The sequence below is a fragment of the Luteolibacter pohnpeiensis genome (assembly GCF_016595435.1).
In the GTDB taxonomy this organism is placed as follows: Bacteria; Verrucomicrobiota; Verrucomicrobiia; order Verrucomicrobiales; family Akkermansiaceae; genus Luteolibacter; species Luteolibacter pohnpeiensis.
Genome location: NZ_JAENIJ010000004.1, coordinates 95329 through 115093, shown reverse-complemented (window position 1 = coordinate 115093; position 19765 = coordinate 95329). Strand labels below are relative to the sequence as shown.

The 19765-nt window shown below is 55.7% G+C and carries 18 protein-coding genes; 11 read left to right on the top strand and 7 right to left on the bottom strand.

The genetic code is table 11. The features are described 5' to 3' along the window. Window positions 1-106: 106 nt before the first annotated feature. Window positions 107-538 carry an exosortase system-associated protein, TIGR04073 family gene (locus JIN85_RS03765; protein WP_200267806.1) on the bottom strand — a complete coding sequence of 144 codons (432 nt, stop codon included), beginning with the start codon at window positions 536-538 and terminating at the stop codon, window positions 107-109. A 71-nt stretch (window positions 539-609) separates the two neighbouring features. Beyond that, the gene (gene serA, locus JIN85_RS03760; RefSeq protein ID WP_200267804.1) at window positions 610-2205 is read right to left on the bottom strand and encodes a phosphoglycerate dehydrogenase; all 1596 of its coding nucleotides are present in this window, start codon (window positions 2203-2205) and stop codon (window positions 610-612) included. Window positions 2206-2352: 147 nt separating this feature from the next. On the opposite strand from serA, the gene JIN85_RS03755 reads away from it, so the two are divergent. Genes JIN85_RS03755 through JIN85_RS03740 form a run of 4 tightly spaced genes read left to right on the top strand, consistent with a single transcriptional unit; the run spans window position 2353 to window position 6790 of the window. Continuing rightward, window positions 2353-3699, top strand: coding sequence for a dipeptidase (locus tag JIN85_RS03755; protein ID WP_234047215.1), 1347 nt, complete (start codon window positions 2353-2355; stop codon window positions 3697-3699). A 43-nt stretch (window positions 3700-3742) separates the two neighbouring features. After that, on the top strand, window positions 3743-5434 hold the full coding sequence (locus JIN85_RS03750; protein ID WP_200267803.1) for a glutamine--tRNA ligase/YqeY domain fusion protein: 1692 nt from the start codon (window positions 3743-3745) through the stop codon (window positions 5432-5434). Window positions 5435-5462: 28 nt separating this feature from the next. Further along, a complete protein-coding gene (locus JIN85_RS03745) occupies window positions 5463-6071 on the top strand; it encodes an NUDIX domain-containing protein (protein WP_200267802.1) in 609 nt (202 codons plus the stop codon). After that, a complete protein-coding gene (locus tag JIN85_RS03740; RefSeq protein WP_200267801.1) occupies window positions 6068-6790 on the top strand; it encodes an SDR family oxidoreductase in 723 nt (240 codons plus the stop codon). The genes JIN85_RS03745 and JIN85_RS03740 overlap by 4 nt, the downstream gene beginning before the upstream one ends. Window positions 6791-6795: 5 nt before the next feature. Here the strand turns inward: JIN85_RS03740 and JIN85_RS03735 are convergent, their stop codons facing one another. Then, the gene (locus JIN85_RS03735) at window positions 6796-7440 is read right to left on the bottom strand and encodes a class I SAM-dependent methyltransferase (RefSeq protein WP_200267800.1); all 645 of its coding nucleotides are present in this window, start codon (window positions 7438-7440) and stop codon (window positions 6796-6798) included. A 216-nt stretch (window positions 7441-7656) separates the two neighbouring features. On the opposite strand from JIN85_RS03735, the gene JIN85_RS03730 reads away from it, so the two are divergent. The 3 genes from JIN85_RS03730 (at window position 7657) to JIN85_RS03720 (ending at window position 12644) form a co-directional block, all read left to right on the top strand. After that, window positions 7657-9903: a hybrid sensor histidine kinase/response regulator gene (locus JIN85_RS03730; RefSeq protein WP_200267799.1), complete on the top strand. Its 2247-nt coding sequence runs from the start codon at window positions 7657-7659 to the stop codon at window positions 9901-9903. A gap of 41 nt (window positions 9904-9944) precedes the next feature. Then, the gene (locus tag JIN85_RS03725; protein WP_200267797.1) at window positions 9945-12092 is read left to right on the top strand and encodes a PQQ-dependent sugar dehydrogenase; all 2148 of its coding nucleotides are present in this window, start codon (window positions 9945-9947) and stop codon (window positions 12090-12092) included. Between the two features lie 96 nt (window positions 12093-12188). Continuing rightward, window positions 12189-12644, top strand: coding sequence for an outer membrane lipoprotein (locus tag JIN85_RS03720; RefSeq protein WP_200267795.1), 456 nt, complete (start codon window positions 12189-12191; stop codon window positions 12642-12644). A gap of 98 nt (window positions 12645-12742) precedes the next feature. Here the strand turns inward: JIN85_RS03720 and JIN85_RS03715 are convergent, their stop codons facing one another. Together JIN85_RS03715 and JIN85_RS03710 are read right to left on the bottom strand one after the other, a co-directional pair. Beyond that, window positions 12743-13582: an RDD family protein gene (locus JIN85_RS03715; RefSeq protein WP_200267793.1), complete on the bottom strand. Its 840-nt coding sequence runs from the start codon at window positions 13580-13582 to the stop codon at window positions 12743-12745. 2 nt (window positions 13583-13584) lie between these two features. Continuing rightward, a complete protein-coding gene (locus JIN85_RS03710) occupies window positions 13585-15147 on the bottom strand; it encodes an ABC transporter permease (protein ID WP_200267792.1) in 1563 nt (520 codons plus the stop codon). Between the two features lie 162 nt (window positions 15148-15309). On the opposite strand from JIN85_RS03710, the gene JIN85_RS03705 reads away from it, so the two are divergent. After that, window positions 15310-16281 carry a DnaJ C-terminal domain-containing protein gene (locus JIN85_RS03705; protein WP_200267790.1) on the top strand — a complete coding sequence of 324 codons (972 nt, stop codon included), beginning with the start codon at window positions 15310-15312 and terminating at the stop codon, window positions 16279-16281. 5 nt (window positions 16282-16286) lie between these two features. Next, entirely contained in the window at window positions 16287-16568 is a 282-nt protein-coding gene (locus JIN85_RS03700) for a MerR family transcriptional regulator (RefSeq protein ID WP_200267788.1), read from the top strand. Window positions 16569-16571: 3 nt separating this feature from the next. Here JIN85_RS03700 and JIN85_RS03695 read toward each other — a convergent pair whose 3' ends face one another. After that, a complete protein-coding gene (locus JIN85_RS03695; protein WP_200267786.1) occupies window positions 16572-17471 on the bottom strand; it encodes a ParB/RepB/Spo0J family partition protein in 900 nt (299 codons plus the stop codon). Window positions 17472-17567: 96 nt separating this feature from the next. Here JIN85_RS03695 and JIN85_RS03690 point away from each other — a divergent pair, with 96 nt between their 5' ends. Both JIN85_RS03690 and JIN85_RS03685 read left to right on the top strand, forming a co-directional pair. Next, complete coding sequence (locus JIN85_RS03690; protein WP_200267784.1) at window positions 17568-18215, top strand: hypothetical protein; 648 nt, start codon at window positions 17568-17570, stop codon at window positions 18213-18215. A 12-nt stretch (window positions 18216-18227) separates the two neighbouring features. Continuing rightward, window positions 18228-18791: an SET domain-containing protein gene (locus tag JIN85_RS03685; RefSeq protein WP_200267782.1), complete on the top strand. Its 564-nt coding sequence runs from the start codon at window positions 18228-18230 to the stop codon at window positions 18789-18791. 28 nt (window positions 18792-18819) lie between these two features. On the opposite strand, the gene JIN85_RS03680 is transcribed toward JIN85_RS03685, so the two are convergent. After that, complete coding sequence (locus tag JIN85_RS03680) at window positions 18820-19710, bottom strand: DUF6268 family outer membrane beta-barrel protein (RefSeq protein WP_200267774.1); 891 nt, start codon at window positions 19708-19710, stop codon at window positions 18820-18822. Between the last annotated feature and the right edge of the window lie 55 nt (window positions 19711-19765).

The following is a 19765-nucleotide window of genomic DNA, read 5'->3' as shown; positions in this document are numbered from 1 at the left end:
TCGTCTAGTTGGACTCTTGAAATTCGGGACGAGCTTTGAGCGCAAAAAAATCCCGGCAAACGACGAGCGTTGCCGGGATTCCTGAAAAACTTTCTAAATCAGTTGATTAGTAGCCTTGGGAGCGGGTGTGCGTGTAGTAAGTCTCAGGTCCGAGTTCTGGTGGGAATTCGGAAAGACCGTCTTTCACGTTCATTTCGATCCGGTTATCCAAGCCGCACTTTTCGTAAGGAGGGCGGAAAGTGCCGCGGTAGGTTGGGCAAGTGAAGGTTACGAGCTCGTAGAAGCCGTAGCCAAGGCGGCGAAGTCCGCGGCTGGTGCCGTCCACGACACCGTAGGACCAGCCAGCTTTGCGGCCGTAGTCGTCGGTTTTGCGGACCATTTGCTCAGGGATTTCCATGAAACCGTAAAGGATGTTGCTGACAGCCCGGCCCAATTTGCGGGTAGCGGTGTATTGAGATCCTGGAGGCGCTTGGATATCCGCTGCAGCAAGGCCGCAGAGGGCGACCATGGTGGAGGCAATGACGAGGAGTTTTTTCATGCTGGGAGAATGGTAGGAACTGAAGATGGGGGTTGGCAATGGATTTCTCGGAGTTGGAGAAAAATTATGGCTCACAATTCAAAGCTGAGGACGCGCAGAATGCCTGGGGTGGTTCGGAGCAGCTCCAGCAATGAGGCGGGCGGTTGCTCATCGACTTCGATTACGGTGACGGCGGTTTTGCGTTCTGCATTGCGACTCAATGACATATTGGCAATGTTGACCTGGGCGCTGCCAAGCGCGCTGCCGATGACACCAACGATGCCGGGGCGGTCGTCGTTTTCAACAAACAGGAAATGCCCGGTCGGGTTGGTTTCGACGTAGTGGCCGGCGATGTGAACAATCCGGCTGGATTTGCCGATGATCGTGCCCGCGACGGTGGAAGTTTCACCGCCTTTGACGACCGAGACCTCGATCAGATCGGTGAAGGTGGTCGCGAGCGACGACGAGGTTTCGCTGATCTGGATGCCGTGGGCTTTGGCGATCGCCGGAGCGTTGACCAGATTGACCTGCGCCTCGTGGTAAGCGGCGGACAAGTAACCGGCGAGCACCGAGCGGGTGACCAATTCGGTGTCGATTTCGGAAACCGGGCCGATATAGGAAACGCGGATTTTGTCGGACTGCTCCGGGCCGATTTTGGAAAGCAGCTTGCCGAGCGAGCGGGCGAGATCGAGGTAAGGACCGGCGCTTTGCAGGGTGCGGCTGTCGAGATTCGGCATGTTGACCGCGTTGCGGATTTCGCCTGTGACGAAGAAATCGCGCAATTGGTGGGCAACTTCGATGCCGACATTTTCCTGCGCTTCGGCAGTCGAGGCCCCGAGGTGCGGGGTGAAGGCCGTCTTTTTCGCCGAGAAAAGCGGGAAGTCGGCAGCCGGTGGCTCGGTTTCGTAAACATCGAGCGCGATGCCGCCGAGGTGGCCGGCATCGAGCGATTCTTTCGCAGCGGCTTCATCGACCAGTCCACCGCGGGCGCAGTTGACGACCAACGCGCCCGGGTTCAGCAGGGCGAGCCGTTTGGCGTTGATGATGTGCTTGGTTTCCGGTGTGAGAGGAACGTGGAGAGTTACCAGATCCGCGCCAGTCAGGGCGATGTCTGGGGTTTCCGCGAGTTCGACTTTGAGGGCCTGGGCACGGGCTGCGGTGAGGAAAGGATCGTAGGCGACGACATGAATGCCGAAAGCCTGGGCGCGCTTGGCGAATTCCGTGCCGATGCGGCCCATGCCGAGGATGGCGAGGCGCTTGCCAAACAGCTCGACGCCTTGAAATGCCTTGCGCTCCCATTTTCCGGCGATCACGGACGCGTGGGCCTGCGGGATGTTGCGGGCGAGCGAGGCCATCAGGGTGAAGGCGTGCTCGGCGGTGGAAATCGTATTTCCGCTTGGGGTGTTCATGACGACGACGCCGTGGTCGGTGGCGGCATCACGATCGATGTTGTCCACGCCGACGCCGGCGCGGCCGATCGCCTTCAGCTGGGTGGCTGCGGCGAACACCTCAGGGGTGACTTTGGTTTGAGATCGCACCACAAGTCCGTGATATTCTCCAATGATCGTGAGTAATTCTTCGGGGCTGAGCCCGGTCTTTACATCCACGGAGATATCGGGGGCGGAGCGAAGGGCATCCACGCCTTTTTCCGAAATGGGGTCAGAAACAAGCACTCGATAGGTGGCCATAGGAGGAGGGCCATAACCTGATTTCCAGTCGTTTGGCAAGGGTTAGCGGATTGAAACGCATCGGAGGTGGACGGCGGATACGTTGCAACGCCGCTCGGGAGTCCATTTGCGGATCGATTTCGTCTTGCGGGGATTTCACTGGCAGACATGCTTTTGCCCGTGACCAATGAGCTGAAAGATCTGTTTTCGTTCCTCCGATTTGCGAGTGTTTCCACTGATTCGAAATATGCAGCCGATGTGCGTGCGTGCGGCGAGTGGTTGATTCAAAAATTGCAGGGCATGGGCCTGACCGCCGAACTCCATGAAACACCGCGGCATCCGATCGTGCTGGCGAAAAACGAGCACGTGGAAGGTCGCAAAACCGTCCTGATCTATGGCCACTACGATGTGCAACCGGTCGATCCACTTTCGCTTTGGAAAACCGGCCCGTTCGAGCCGGAAATCCGCGATGGCCGGATCTGGGCGCGGGGTGCGACCGATAACAAAGGCCAGATGCTGGCTCATTTGCTCGGTGTTGAAAAAACCCTGCGCGAGGAAGGCGAGCTGCCGGTGAACCTGATTTTCCTGTTCGAAGGCGAAGAAGAAATCGGTAGCGCCAACCTCAAGCCATTCCTGGAAGCTCACAAGGATGAGCTGAAATGCGATGTGATCGCGATCTCCGACACCGGCATGGTGGCTCCGGGCGTGCCGACTCTGGGTTACGGCCTGCGCGGGATTTCCGCCTGCGAAGTCATCGTCCGCGGTCCGAAAGGCGACCTTCACTCGGGTCTTTTCGGTGGCGCGGTTGCCAACCCGGCCACGGCGGTTGCGCGATTGGTCGCGAGTTTGCACGACGATAACGGCCGCATTCAAGTCGAAGGATTTTATGACGATGTCCGCCCGCTGGAAGACTGGGAGCGCGAAATGTGGGCAAAAGTGCCCGGCGTTTCCGAGCAGGATTTCCTGGACGTGACCGGTTCGCCGAGCTTGTTCGGTGAGGAAGGTTATTCTTCTGCAGAGCGCACATGGGCACGCCCGACTGCGGAAGTGAACGGCATCGGTGGCGGCTATCAAGGTGAAGGCTCGAAAACGGTTCTGCCGGCTGAGGCTTTCGCGAAGCTGACCTTCCGCATCGTTCCGGATCAGGACCCGGTCGATATCATCCAGAAAGTGAAGCGTCACCTCGAAGCGAAATGCCCTCCAGGCGTGGAGATCGAAGTGAAGATCGGCCACGATGCACAACCTTACGCGACCGATCCGCATTCAAAATTCGGTCTCGCGGCGCAGACTGCGTTGAAAAAGGCGTTCAACGCCGACCCGGTTTTGATCCGCGAAGGCGGCAGCATCCCGATCGTGCAAACGTTCCGCGATGTGCTGGGCGTCGATACCTTGCTGCTCGGTCTCGCGCTCGCCGACGCGCAGATCCACGCGCCGAACGAGAACTTCCCGGTCGAAAATTTCGAGGCGGGGATCCGTCTCAACCAAGCGCTGCTCAAAGAGCTCGCCGCCTGCTGATGCAGGCCTGATTTTTCCCAACGATCCCATTTCATTTCACACCATGTCCGACACCGAACCGAAAGCCGCCAAGCTCGACTTCATTCGCGAAATCATCGCGAACGATCTGGCGACGGGGAAGCACGCCACCACCATCACCCGCTTTCCGCCGGAACCGAATGGCTACTTGCACATTGGTCACGCTAAGTCGATTTGCCTGAACTTCGGCATCGCGGGTGAAAATGCGGCGACTGGTGCCAAATGTCATCTTCGCTTCGATGATACCAATCCTGAGAAGGAAGAAACGGAGTATGTCGAAAGCATCAAGGCGGATGTGAAATGGCTGGGATTCGATTGGGGGGATGATCTGTATTACGCCAGTAATTATTTCCAGTTTTTCTATGACTCGGCGGTGCATCTGATCAAGGAGGGCCTGGCCTACGTGGATCAGCAGTCGCTTGAGGAAATGAAGCAAAGCCGTGGCAACGTGAATGTGCCCGGAACCCCATCGCCTTACCGGGATCGCTCGGTGGAGGAGAATCTCGACTTGTTCGAGAAAATGAAAGCCGGTGAGTTCAAAGAAGGCGAATGCGTTCTGAGGGCGAAGATTGATATGTCATCTTCGAACATGAACCTGCGCGATCCGGTGTTGTATCGGATTTTGCATGCCGCTCATCATAACACCGGATCGGATTGGCATATCTATCCGATGTATGATTATGCCCATCCGTTGGAAGATGCGCTGGAGCATATCACGCATTCGCTTTGCACCCTGGAGTTTGAAAACCATCGCCCGCTCTATGACTGGGTGATCGATCATTGCCCGGTGCCGTCGAAGCCGCGGCAGATTGAATTTGCACGGCTCAATTTGACCTACACCGTGATGAGCAAGCGCAAGCTGCTGCAACTGGTGCAGGAGAAGCACGTGAGCGGCTGGAACGATCCTCGACTACCGACGATTTCCGGTATCCGTCGACGCGGTTATCCAGCGGAAGCGGTGCGCCATTTCTGCAAACGCGTCGGCATCACGAAGTTCAATGGCACGACGGATGTCGCATTGCTGGAGTTCGATGTTCGCGATTTCCTCAACACCTCGGCCCCACGGCGCATGGCCGTGCTGGACCCGGTGAAGGTGGCGATCGAAAACTGGCCAGCCGGTGAGCAGGAGTTGTTAGAAGTTTCCAATCATCCGCAGGATCCTGAAATGGGCGTGCGCGAGGTGAGCCTGACCGGTGACGTCTGGATCGAGCGCGAAGACTTCATGGAAGATCCTCCGAAGAAATTTTACCGCCTTGGCCCGGATCGCTATGTGCGCCTGCGCGGCGGCCCGATCATCAAGTGCACCGGATTTGAGAAGGATGCGGATGGAAAGGTGACTTTGATCAAAGCCGAGTATCTACCGGGAACGACCGGCGCGGATGCACCGGAAGGCGTCCAGTGCCGTGCCGCGATTCATTGGGTCGATGTCGCAACGGGTGCGGACGCGGAAGTGCGGTTGTATGATCGCCTCTTCAGCGTGGAAGATCCAGACGATGCCGAGGGCGGATTCTTGACCGTTCTCAACCCGGATTCCCTGGAAGTCGTCACGGCCAAAGTCGAATCATCATTGGCGGAAGTCGGCGCGGGTTTCCGTTGCCAGTTCGAGCGGGTCGGGTATTTCGTCGCGGACAGCGCGGATCACAAACCCGGCGCAACGGCGGTTTTCAACCGGACCGTCGCGCTGAAGGACTCCTGGTCGAAAAAAGGCGGCCGTTGAAATCGTCTCATCCGATTTCCTGGGTTTCATGGATTTGCCTGTCGATGCCCCACCCATTCGAATCCGCGAGGTAAAGGTTCTCGCGAACGATTGGGCGGTGTTGAAGAAAACGACTTTCGATCATCAACGAGCGGATGGTCGCTGGCAGACGGTGAGTCGCGAAACCTACGATCGCGGAAACGGTGTCACCATTTTGCTGGTGAATCGTAGCGCCCGAACGGTGCTGCTGACGCGGCAGTTCCGCTTTCCGGCCTATGTCAACGGCGTGCCAGATGGGATGTTGATAGAATCCTGTGCAGGCGTCCTTGAACAGGTGGATCCGGTCGAGGCGATACGACAGGAAGTGTCGGAAGAGACCGGGTATCGGGTCGAAGCCCCGCGCAAGTTGTTCGAGCTTTTCATGAGTCCTGGATCGGTCACTGAGAAAGTTACCTTTTTCATCGCCGATTATGACTCATCGCAAAAAGCCGAACGCGGTGGAGGGCTGGAGCACGAAGGGGAAGACATCGAAACTCTGGAACTCGGATTCGAAGAGGCATGGGCGATGGTAGACGATGGTCGCATCATCGACGGCAAAACGGTGATCTTGCTGCAACATTTGAAAATTCACGACTCCGGGCCGATGGGTGATTCATGAATTCGGAAATCGATGGGAAATCACGCTGTGTATTGGTGACGGGCGCGGCAAACGGCATCGGCAAAGCAACGGCGATGTTGCTGGCGCGGCAGGGATGGAGAGTCAAGGCGGTGGATATCGATCGGGCGGGATTGGGTGAGTTGCAGCGCGTCCCGGGCATTGCAACGATTGAGGCGGATGTTTCGAAGGAACAGGATATCGTCCAGGCATTGGCGGGTTGTGAGCAGCTTGATGCGATTGTGTCGAATGCTGGAGTGAGCGAATTCAAATCGCTCGCTGAAAGCTCCTTGAATGATTGGAATCGCGTCTTGTCGATCAATCTAACAGCTGCCTTTCTGCTCGCCAAACATGCCGAGCCCTTGTTGCGAAAATCCAAGGGTTCCATGGTGTTGGTCGCTTCCACCCGTGCCCAGATGTCAGAGCCGGACACGCATGCCTACGCTGCAAGTAAAGGCGGCCTGGTCGCATTGACTCATTCTCTGGCGATCAGTCTTGGGCCGGATGTCCGGGTGAATTGCATTTCTCCAGGATGGATCGATGTGAAAGGAGAAACGCATCCGCAGAGCGCACACTTGCAGCATCCTGCCGGGCGGATCGGCGTGCCGGATGATGTGGCGGCGATGGTTGCCTTTCTGATCTCCGATCAATCCGGATTCGTCACCGGCGCGGAGTTTGTGATCGATGGAGGCATGACCCGAAAGATGATCTACGAGGATTGACGTAGTCATTGATGGGTGGCGGTCCACCAATCACTGTGGAGCAATCCGGCTTCGAAGATACGGCGTTCTTTGATCGAGTATCCCGCCCGCCGCAAAATTCCATCCGGAGGAGTCAGGCGATCAGCTGATAGATTGGTCACCGTTCGGAAGAATCCGTAGAGCATTTTCAGAATGATCTGCGAACGAACTTTGGCAGTGCCTTTCGCGGCAACCCGGAAGTCCGCCAGCAACCAATTGGCATTGGGCGCAGCCGCATCCGCAATTTTAGGGATCAATGCCTCAAGCTCATCCGCCTTGAAGCAGTCCAGAAAGAAATGGGTGACGATGAGGTCAAAGGTCCGTTCCGGGAGCTGAACTTCCCGTGCATCGGCATGCAGAAATTGGATCTGTGGCGCATCGCCAAACAACTTCCAGAGCCGCTTCTGGGAAAGCTTGAGCATTTTTTGGCTGGAGTCCACGGAGGTGAAATCCGCGTTTGGAAACCGGCGAACCAGCTCTGCCAGACAGCGGCCGTTGCCATCTCCGAGTATCAACACCTTATGCGGGGTAGGAAGTTCTTGCAGGAACGAAAGCCGGCATTCCTGCAGTTTGCCACCCGCAGTTACCGACTCCATGATGCGGTAAAATGGGGCGATCCGATCAAAATTCATGTCCAGAGAGGGTAAAAAACGGGGTTGAGAGCAGATTTGAACGGAATCGGACACTCCTTGTTCACGTAAGTTGACAGTTCCACATGGTTGAGCGTTAGACTAAGTGGACTTCGTATGCTGCATTCCGTCAATCACCTACCAACCAGACGTCGTATTCGTCCAGGAAGGGATGGCTTTTTGGTCGGACTGCTGATCTGGATTGTAGCCTGCAGTGGTTTGGGGATTACGTACTGGTTTGCTAGAATCGCTCAAATTGATGCCGTTCGTGAGGAATTGGATCAGTTGGCGCGGGTTGCTGCGACTCAGATCGATGGCGATGCCCACGGACAATTGCACTCTGCGGATCAAATGGGAAGCCCATTGCACCTGCAGACCCTCCAACCGTTGGTGAAATTTCATCGGGCGACCAAGGATTTATTCTACGTCTACACAGCGGTTCTGGATCATGATGATATTCGCATTATTCTGGATACGAGCTATTTGTATAAAGTCCCGGGTGATGATGAGCCACCTGATGAGTTGGGTGGAATTTACGAAAATGAGGACCCGGATTTTTTGAAAGCGCTGCAGGAACACCGGGTGGTGATCAATCAATCACCATCGCCGGAGGGGGACACGTATCTGATGAGTGGCTTTGCGCCAATCTGGGATAGCGCTGGAAATTTCAAGGGTGTGGTGGGAGTGGACATGCGGCTGGTGCGATTTCAGCAACGCCTGGCCATCATTCGGCGCGCGGCTTTGGGGGCGTTGGCGGCGGTTTCCCTGCTGTCGATTTTTGGCGGAGCCGTCGTATTCAAGCATCGGCGGCGTGCGGCGGTTGCCGCGAAAAATGATCATTTGGCGCGGATCGAAATTCAGGAAGCGAAGGAGCGGGCGGAAAAAGCCGCGAAAGAGGCGGAGGAAGCGAATCGTGCCAAGAGCACCTTTTTGGCGGTGATGAGCCATGAAATCCGGACGCCGATGAATGGCGTGATCGGCATGTCCGCCTTGCTTCGGGAAACCAACCTGAATCCTCAGCAGTTAGACTATCTGCAAACGATCGAAAACAGCGGCGATGCACTGCTGACTTTGATCAACGACATTCTCGACTACTCGAAGATTGAAGCCGGTAAAATCGAGTTGGAACTCACCCAGGTGGATGTCCGGTCCTGCGTGGAAGAAGCGCTGGATTTATTCGTCAGCCACGCAGCGGCGAGAAATATCGAGTTGGTTTGCTCCATTGCTTCCGATGTGCCTGCGTGTGTTTCGGGGGATGTAACGCGGATCCGGCAGGTGCTGGTTAATCTCATTGGGAACGCAGTGAAATTCACGGAGAAAGGCGAAGTCGTCGTTTCCGTGACCTGTGATCCAGCAGATTCGAAAGATCGACTGATGTTCAGCGTTCGCGATACCGGGATCGGGATTCCTGAAGATCGCCGGGAACGCTTGTTCCAATCCTTTTCACAAGTCGATTCCTCGACCACCCGGCTTTATGGTGGCACCGGACTGGGGCTGGTGATTTGTCGCCGCTTGGTCGAGCTGATGGGCGGCGAGATTGCGGTGAAAAGCAAAGTAGGCGAAGGCTCGGAATTCATCTTCAGCGTCATCGCACCGGCCATGCAGGGAGTCCGGCCACGGGTATCTCTGGATCCGGAGCCTTGCCTGATGGGGCATCGGTTGTTGGTGATCGATGACAACTCGGTAAACCGGGAAATTCTATCCGGTCTTGCCCAGGCGTGGGGTGTTGAAGTGACGGTTGCCTCATCGGCGGATGAAGCCCTGGCCGCGATGGAAAACGGATCGTTCGAGATCGCCTTGGTGGATTGGAACATGCCATTTAAAAGCGGTGGGGATTTCGCCCGTGAAGTTCGCAAACGTTATCCTGACTCACCGATGAAGCTGGTTTTGCTCAGCAGCACTTCGCCATCCTTCGCCGAAATCGCGAACCTGTTCGATGCGCGCCTGCTCAAGCCGGTCAAAGCGCTCGCGTTGCACAACATCATGGTTGCTCTGGTTGGCGGAAACGCTGCGGGCGGAAACTCCTCAGTAGCGGAGTCTGGCTTTGATGAAAAACTCGGCCAGGTTTGCCCGTTGCGCATCCTGCTGGCGGAGGACAATGCGGTGAACCAAAAAGTGGCTCTTTCAGTTCTCAAGAGCCTTGGCTATCGGGCCGATCTCGCCGCCAATGGTGTCGAGGTTCTGTCGGCAACCGAATTGATTTCCTACGATGTCATTCTGATGGACATGCAAATGCCGGAGATGGATGGGCTTGGCGCGACGCGTGAATTGCGCCGCCGATCCCCGGACGCACCGCTTTGGATCATCGCCCTAACAGCTGCGGCAATGCGCGAAGATCAGGATAAAGCACTCGCCGCAGGAATGAATGATTATTTGGCGAAACCATTCCGCATTCCGGATCTAGCAAACGCGCTCAAGCTCGCTTACCTCATGCTCTACGGCAAACCAGGCGAGCCACGGACGTGATTGCCAGAAATCCTCCGATGTGCTTGATAGGGGATATGTGGATGCATCGAACCGCATTGAAATGGGCAATCGCATCGATTGCTATTCCTCTGACCGCTGTCGCACAAGATGCGGATTTCGCCGCCTATGCGATGCAGCATCCGGGTGATCCCGTTCGCGGTTCAAAAGTTTTTGCGGCTACCTCGTCCCTCTGTTCGAGTTGTCATTCCGTCGATGGCAGTAGCTCCAAAGCAGGTCCGGACTTGAGTCGCATTGGCAATAAATTCGACCGCAAAGATTTAATCCGCGCGGTGATCGAACCATCCGCAGACATCGCCGTTGGCTATGGCTCGACCTCGATCAGGGCTCGCGATGGAGACCAGTTCACCGGTGTGCTGAAATCTGCGACATCGGACGAGATCAAGCTCATGGGGATCGATGGAGTATCGAAAAAAATCCAACGCAGCGAAATCCAGTCGGAACAGCCACTAACCGTTTCATTGATGCCAGCCGGTTTGCAACATGCGGTAGGCGGCTTGGAGCCATTCGCCGATCTCATCGCTTTTCTGGAAAGTCGACGGGAGGATGCTGGCAACGATATCGATGCCGATGGTAGCTATTCGGTCATTGCCGATGCCACGGCTAAAGCGAACTTAACTCCATTGTTCGGTTTGAAATTTCACAAGCCGAGCTTGCTCGCTTGGTTGCCAGGCCGTGCCAAGGATGCGGCTTTGGTGTTGGAATATGAAGGACGCTTGTTAGAAATTCAACGAATCGGGACCAGTGAGAATTTCCAGCAGCAAGTGGTGTTCGACATGCGGCAAAAGGTCCGGCCCGGCGGCGCGACCGGTTTACTGGGACTGGATTTCCATCCCGATTTTTTGACCAACCACCGTTATTTTATCAAATATCACACTCAGGAAAACGGTGAAATTTTCACCATCGTCGAAGAACGTGAATTCCATGAAGGGGTGCCGGATCAAGGTGATGGAAAGGAAATCTTTCGAAGCAAAACGGTGACCCAGGATCACAATGGCGGCACGATTCGTTTCGGGCCGAATGGATATCTTTACATCGGTCTTGGCGATAGCGGACCGCAGCGCGATCCCCAAGGTCACGGCCAGGATCTTGGAGTCATGTATGGGAAAATCCTGCGCATCGATGTCGATCATCCTGCCGAGGGGAAAAACTATGGCATCCCTGCGGATAATCCCTTCGTCGGAAAAGCCGGAGCATTACCTGAGATTTGGGCGTATGGATTTCGCGAGCCATATCGTTTCAGCTGGGATCGTGAAACAGGCGACCTCTGGGTCGGTGATGTTGGTCAGGATCAGATTGAGGAAGTCTCAATCGTGCGCGTGGGTGAGAATCTCGGATGGAATGTCTACGAGGGGCACCATCCGTATTCTGAAACGTATCGCCGGAATCAAGAATCGTATGTGGAGCCGGTCATGAGTTATACCCATCGGTTGGGAGCGTCGGTCACCGGAGGCTATGTGTATCGCGGCAAGCAAGCGCCACAGATGGATGGGTGGTATCTTTTTGGTGACTTTGAACGCCGAGGTATCTGGGCTTTGATTCAGCATGACCGGAAGCTAACCCAGGTCGTCACCTTGGGGCGCGCGCCGTCGCGAATCACCGCGTTTGTCGAAGATCCTGATGGCGAGATTCAAGTCATCGGGTTTGATGATGGAATCATCTATCAGTTAGATATGTCGTCTGCCGATCCCCGTCCGTTGCAAGTGCAGGTGTTGGCTGACCTTGGTGAACGATCCGCTGCCGTTTGGAAATACAGCTCCGACGCACCATCGGAGGACTGGGCGGATATCGGCTTTGATGATGCAGGCTGGAATCTGGGGCCGTCGCCCTTTGGCACGACATCTCAAGGACGGCGGAATGTGAAAACTCCGTGGGACTCTCCAAGGATCTGGCTGCGGCGGGAATTTCAAGTGTCCTCGGAAATGGCTGCCGCAAATGGTCGGCTTGCGATGGACTTGCGCGCTCTTGGCGAAATGGTGGTTTATCTCAACGGTCAGGAAATCCATCGTTCCGCCGGGGGATGGCATGGCAATGAGGAAATCCTGCTGCCAGAGTCAGTTCACCTTCGCGAAGGAAAAAACATCATCGCCATCGAAGGACAACGCGATGACGGGAACAGTTACCTCGATGCCGGACTGAAGAAAAAATTACCACCCAGTCAAAAGCCGTGAAGTTGCTGTCAATGGGGCGCAAGGCCCAGACTCGCAGCGGATTGGCAGATTCATCTCACTTGATTTTTTGGGATGCCGAATGAATTCTTGGGCGCCATGAAATTTATTCCACTTCTCGGATGTGCATCCGCACTTTTGTTTTCGTCCTGCGCCATGGACTCGCTCACGGGTAATACCTACTCCCGCGGCGAAGCCGGAGTCGCCCAATCGGTGCAAACCGGTCGCATCACCTCGATTCGCGATGTGAAGATTGAAGGCGGCAACAATGCCGGCACTCTTGTCGGCGGATTGGCTGGCGGACTTCTTGGCAGCAACATCGGCAGCGGCCGTGCTTCCAATACGGCAGGTGCAGTCGGTGGTGCATTGGTGGGTGGCGCACTTGGTTCGCACGCTGAACAAGCGATGGGATCCCGCAACGGCATCGAAATCACCGTTCGTCTTGACGACAAAAGTAGCCTTTCCGTGGTGCAGGAAATCTCAGGCGAGCAATTCAGCATCGGCGATCGCGTCCGCGTTCTCTCCAATGGTGGCCGCACTCGCGTGACCCATTGATCCGAACTTCGCGATCGCAACTTCCTCACGCATTCCGGTTTTTGAAGATCCGGAATGCGATGAATGCCAATTGTATAAGTCCGCAGATAGTCTCGTTATTAATGATCCCCTGAATTCCGTGGCGGTAGATGCCATGGGGGATTGGTGCGGATTTCGTTCTCTAAAAACGGGAACGTTTTGATCAGGTCATCTTTGATCGCAGGGAAATAGACTGCGAATTGGATCTGGCTGGCGACGATGAAGAGCAGGACTACCACTGCGATTCGTAACGGGCCGACACTTTTCGATTTGATCCGGTGGCCACCCAGAAAGTCCCAGATCGGACTCCCGAGCCGCTGGATGGTGAACAGGCTGAGGACCTGGCACAGCACCATCAGCACGCTATAACCAAACCCGATGCCAACGACGTAAACCCGCATCGCGCGGTTCAGGGAATTGGGTAGGGAAAGTTTGCTGCCATTGATGTCCTCGACGCGTAATCCAAGCAGGGCTTTGCCGGGTGTGGTGCCGAATTTTTGGATCAAAAAGGTTTCGAGCACAAACCACGGCGCATACCAGGGAATGAGATACCAGAGATTGTTATAGATATTGCCGAGGTCGCAGCCAGCTGCCCAGAGCAGCAGCCATAGGGCGGCATCGTATAGTTTTAGATCGAGCCAGCGGGCCCAGAATCGGCGAATGATTTTGGGACTTTCGGGAATCGGCGGAGGCGTTCTGCGCGCACCGGGAAAGCTGGTCTCAGTTGGCTCGGGCCTGACGGGTTTCGGCTCGAATTCCTTTTTGAAAATTTCGATCTCAGAGATTTTGAGCCACGCGGGCTGTCCTTCATGCCAGGCAGGCGAATCGGCGGTCAGCTCGCCGACATCGATCATGCGGCGGATTTCGTAGTCGTGAAATGGGCCGATTTTTTCGCCATCCCTGATAAGCCAGACTTCCATGATTACAGATTGCGCAGAGATTTAGCCGCGTCACTGCGGGCGGCGAAAAATGCGGGCACCAAGGCGGCGACCGAGCAAAGAATGAAGCCCATCAGAGCAAACATCGCTTGTTCCCAAGGATTGTTGTGGGCGGGGAGGACTCCGAAACCGGTGAAGGATGAAGAAAACGGATCAAAGCCCATTGTCCGGAACATGGCCTGTAAACTGCCACGGAAGTGAATGACCACCCGGCCGAGGAAAACGCCCAAGACCGAGCCAACGACTCCGAGAATCATCCCTTGATAGAGGAATACCCGGACGATTTGGCCAGGTGCCGCACCCAGCGCTTTCATCACACCGATTTCGCGGCGCTTCTGGATCGTTACCGTGAACATCACGGCCATCATCGAGAAGGCGGAGATGAGAACAATGAAGGAAAGGGCGAAATACATCATTTGCCGCTGCTGATTGATCAGCTGGAAAAAGGTCCGGTATTGATCGCCCCAGGTGTTGATGACCCAGCCAGGACCAAATGCGTTTTGGACCGTCGCGCGGATCGATTCCGCTTGGTCGGCGTTTTCCAGTCGCAGGGCGACGCCTTGCACCGAATTACCAATGCCCGCCAAATCCTGGGCGAGCGGCAATGGCACGAAAAGGTCCGGCGTCACGGCCATTTGTGAGGCTTTATAGACTCCGATCACTTCAGCCTCTTTCGGCAAGACGATGGTTTTCAGGTTTTTCAACACCTCATTGTCCATGTCTTCGGCATTGGTTTTGCCAAGCGCGTCGATGCCTTCATCGATGGAAGCCTTGTCGTCGGGATCGAACAGGAAATACTGATTGGTCGAATCGCGTTCGCGATCGTTCATGGCCAGCAGGATGTCGTCCAAGAGCTCTTTCTCCGGGGTTCGGATCGAGGATTTTGAAATGGCGTCCAGCGTCGAATAAATCGGCTCCAGCGTGCTGATCAGGATGGCGGCTTTGCCATTCAGGGTTTTCCAGCCTGCGGCCAAATCGGTGGTGATGCCTTGCCATTGCTCGGCAAAATGCTCACGAACAGGAGGATTTTCCGTCGATTTGTAGGCCTTCAGCACCTCGTCGAAATTCCGCGTCGAATAGAGCCGGATGGTATCGCCGACTCCAAGGCCGAATTGATCTGCAACATTCGAGGAAATGACCACCCGGTCGTCGATGCCCATGTCTGCGGAGGAGCCGGGATGGTGCTCCAGATCGAGCATCTTGGTGATGCCGTCGACCTGGACCGAATCCGATGTATCGATGCCGTGAAATTGCACCGGACGCTGCATCGAGAGGAAATCCAGGATCACGTTATCCGTGACATAAGGAGTGGCGGCGACAACCGATGGGATTTTCATCGCGCGGTCGGCGATGTTCGGCCAGTCGAGCATCGGATCCTTCTCCTCATAGCTCATCGGCTGATGGCGAATGAGAATGTGCGGGGAAAACCCGAGCAGACGGGCTTTCACATCGCGCTCCAGACCTGCGTAAACGGCCATCACCACGACCAGTACCAGAACGCCCAGCATCACGCCGATCAGTGAGATCAGGGTGAATGACGAAAGCATGGAGCGCCGTGGGTTGAGGTAGCGGCGTGCTAGGAGGAGGCTGAATGAGCGGCGTTTGATGGTCACTAGTTAGTCGCTGGGAGCGGGCGGGGCAAGTGCGATGAGTTTCGATGTAGTTTCGCTTGAAAGTGAGGCATCCGGTTGTTTCATGAAGCCGCCATTATGTCGGTCGAATTCAAGGATTACTACGAAACGCTGGGGGTGAAGCGGGATGCCGACGCATCCGAAATCAAAAAGGCTTTCCGCAAACTGGCGCGGAAATTTCACCCGGATGTGGCGGATGACAAAGCGACCGCCGAGCAGAAGTTCAAGGAAATCAACGAGGCTTACGAGGTGCTCGGTGATCCGGAAAAGCGCAAAAAATACGATCAACTCGGCGCAAATTGGCAACAAGGCCCGCCACCACCACGCGGTGGCTGGCAGCAGGCCGCAGGCGGTATGGGAGGGTATGAGACCGAGTTCAACTTCGGTGGGACAGGCTTCAGTGATTTCTTCGAGCAATACTTCAGCGGTGCGAGCCGGTATGGATTCCCGCAGGGCGGGGGTGGCATGCCTCGTGGTGGAGGCGGTGGCGGCAGCCGCCGGGGCGGGGACATTGAGGGCGATATTCTGGTGACTCTGGACGAAGCCATGCACGGCTCCGTGCGTTCGATTTCGCTGCAAACCACCGATCCCCGGACCGGCAAGGCATCGACTCAAACTTTCCAGGTGCGCATTCCAGCCGGAGTGACGGACGGAAAACGGATTCGGGTTCCCGGTGAAGGGGAGCCCGGGCATGGTGGTGCGCCAGCCGGCGACCTTTACCTGCGGGTGCGTCATGCAGCCCATCCGGATTTCCACACCGAAGGTGCGGATGTGTATCATGATCTGGAATTGGCCCCGTGGGAGGCGGTGCTCGGTGCGGAAATTTCGGTGCCAACCCTTGATGGTAGCGTGAAGATGCGGATCCCAGCAGGATCTGATTCGGGTGATCACTTGCGAGTGCGTGGCCGTGGTTTTCCACAGGGAAAATCAGGTGGCCGCGGTGATTTCTATGCGGTGCTCCATGTCCAGTTGCCAAAGAATCCGTCGTCGGAGGAAAAAGCTCTCTGGGAGAAACTCCGCGACGCTTCGAATTTTAACCCACGTCGCTAAAACCCATGAGCAACCAACCCATTCACGATCCTCCGCCGCATTCCGAGTATTCGATTGAGTTCGTCGTCCAAGCGACCGGGTTGTCTTCGGAAACGATCCTGTCCTACCAAGAGCAGGGACTGGTGCGTTCCGACCATGGCGTTTATGATGACGAAGCACTGCACACGCTCCGACAAATCGAGCATCTGCAGCGGGCCTACGAGGTGAACCTGTCCGGGCTGAAGATGATCCTGAATCTGATGTCGGAACTGGATCAGCTGCGCTCGGTCATGCGCGCAAGGCGCTGAGCTTCATTCTTCAGGCAGGCCGAGCAGGTCCAGAATCCGCTGCAAATCGTCGTTGCCGTAGTATTCGATCTCGATTTTGCCCTTTTTCGGCGTGTGCTGGATCGAAACATGAGTCGCGAAGGCCTCGCGCAGCCGGTTGGTGACGGAGCGCAGTTGGGCGTCCTCTTCCCGGGTAGCGGTTGGCTTTTTGGCCTCGGAGGCGACAGGTGAACCTTCGGACTGGAAAGTCTGTGCCAATTTCTCGGCTGCCCGCACGGTCAGCTTGCGGCGGAGAATTTGATCTGCTGCCAGCAACTGGGAATCGTGATTTTTGATCGAGAGAATCGCCTTGGCATGACCGACGGAAAGCAGGGCTTGGGCGACCAGGGACTGCACGTCCTGATGGAGATCCAGCAAACGCATGGCGTTGGCAACGCTGGCCCGGGATTTGCCGACCCGGCCGGCGATTTCTTCCTGCTTGAGCGAGAATTCCTTGGCAAGTCTCACATAACCAGCGGCTTCTTCCATCGGGTTCAGGTCCTCACGTTGGAGGTTCTCGATGAGTGCCATCTCCAGCACATCGCGATCGGAGGCTTCACGGACGATGACCGGGACGGTGGTGAGCCCCAGTTTTTTGGAAGCGCGCCAGCGGCGTTCACCCGCGATGAGCTCCAGCTTGCCATCGACCGAGCGAACAATCAGCGGCTGGATGATGCCGTGTTGGCGGATCGACTCGACCAGATCGTCGAGCGGAGCTTCAACAAACTGATGACGAGGCTGCAACGGACTCGGCACGACCTGATCGATCGGGGCCTCACGGACGCGCTGTAAATCGTCCGAGGCTTCCGCTGAATCGTGAGGCACTGCGCCAGCTTGTTTTTTAATGAGGGCTCCGAGTCCTTTTCCGAGTGCCTGTTTCGCCATGGGAGGGGAATGGTTAACAGATGCAGCCGGGAATTCCAAGCGGATTCACTGCCTATGCGATTTCCGCGGGGAAACAGGGCGAGATTTCCGGCGAGCTTGACGGGAGCTCAGGCGGGCGGCATCCATGGAGTCGTGAAAGCGTTGCCATTGAAAATGATCGTTGCTGCTGCCCTCGTTTCCTGCGGATTCGCGCAGGGCCAGCAGTCGGCTCCAGCTGGAGTGATGAATTCTGCAGTCGCGGCCGTATCGAAACTGGGTGTGGAAGTCGTTCAAGGGCACTTTCAGGTGGCGGTGGATCAAATGAACCCGATCTGGAAAGACCGGATGGCAGCGCGTGTCGGTGGCATGGAAAAACTCAAAGAAAAACTCAATGAGGTGCCACTGCAGATGGTCGCTCAGGGGATTTCGATGCTTTCCTTCAAACCGGTCGGGCAGCCGACATCCTTCGAAGTTTGGCCAGGCAAGAAGGTCGAAACGGTGAATGGTCAACAGGTTGAGACGCTGGTTTACACCAAGTGGTTGGTTTTCGTGCCGACTGAGACCCGCTTCCGCATCGTTCGTGAGAATGAGAGACCGCTGGAAATCCAAAGCAATGGCTTTCAGGTCGCCATCACTGACAAGGATAAGTCCGAATGGACGTTTATTGATGGTTCCGGATTGAGTATCAGTGACTTGAGATCGATGTTTATCAATCTGCCGATGGATATTCAACTGCCGAAGCTCGAGAAAAAAGAAGTCCGCTGATCCATTCCAACCATGCCTGCTAAATCCAAATTCTCCCCATCGCAGCAGAGTGCCAACGAGCTGCACCGCAAATTATTGGAACTTTGGAATCGCGGGCAGAGCGAGTATTGTGAAGTCCGGGGATCCGAAATTCACGGGCAGGGGGTTTATGCGAAGACCTTCATCCCGAAAGAAACCCGGATTATCGAATACCTCGGCGAGTTGATCGACAAGGAGGTCAGCGAAAAACGGGCGGTCAATCAGCACAAGAAATCGCTGAAAACCGGCGATGCGGCAGTTTACATCTTCACCCTTTCCAAGCGATTCGACATCGATGGCAACGTGCCATGGAACACTGCGCGGCTGATCAATCACTCGTGCGATCCAAACTGCGAAGCATGGATCGTCGGGCGGAAAATCTTCATTTACTCGCTGCGCGATATCGAACCTGGAGAGGAGTTATCGTTCGATTACGGCTTTGATGTCGAATGTTACGAAGATCATCCCTGCCGTTGTGGCTCAGCGAATTGCGTCGGATACATCGTAAGTCGCAGCCAGTGGCCTGATCTGGCTGCGAAGTTGAAGGGCGAAGATTGACCCGTGATTTTTGCGGCAGCGCCGTGGTTTACCAGGTTTTCATGCTGAGCATGATTTGACCGTAGAGCCCGCCTTCGAGGTCGCGCTTTGAAATCTGGGAGCCGCTGGATGAGGTGAGTTCGATTTTATTGGAAAAGGCATACCCCGCACCAAGCGTGAGCCAGTAGTTATCGGCCAGTTTGTGATCGGATTGCAGGCCGACTTTGAAGCCACTCACACCGATGTTACGGGAGCGCCCGGTCGCATCATCGATGTTCCATTGCTCGTTTTGGTAAGTTCCACGCAAACTGAGGATCCAGCTTTCATTGATGGCGTAGCTGGTGGTGAGCAATGGGCCGTAGAGACCTACCCGCATCCGCTCATTGACTTTCCAATCGAAGCCAACCACCGGGAATGCGGTGACGTCGGCATTGATGTTGGCCACGATTGCGCCGAATCCGAAGAGGAAGTGCTCATTGTATTGGTAAGCGGCTCCTCCGGCTAGAGTTCCGGTGAAATCGTCGGCATCGATGGATTGGAAATCAGATGATAATTCCACGCCGGTGTAACCGCCGAAGATCCAGCGGGAGCCGGGGCAGGAATAAATATAAAAGCTGCTCGCGGAGATGCTGTGCAGATCTTCATCCTCCATCGGGAAGCTGTGATCCCCGCTGAAATTCATGGAGGTGTAACGATAAGACATCACCGGAATCATCGAAAAATTCTCAATCGGCTTGATCGGTTCCTTGGTGAGCTGGGCGGAGACGCCGATTTGGAAAAGGTCCAGATCTCCATCATCTTTCTTCAAATCCCGATCGCCAGTGTAGGAAGACGAGATTCGCAACGCATCCAGGCCGGGGATGGTAAATTGTGCGGATGCAGTTGCGGCCGCAGCGGACCAAGCCAAGGCAATGGCAAGGGAGAGACGTTGGATTTTCATGGGACTTTTTCTAAGGGAAAGTCAGCGGATGCCAATCGATTTCCCAATCCACAGC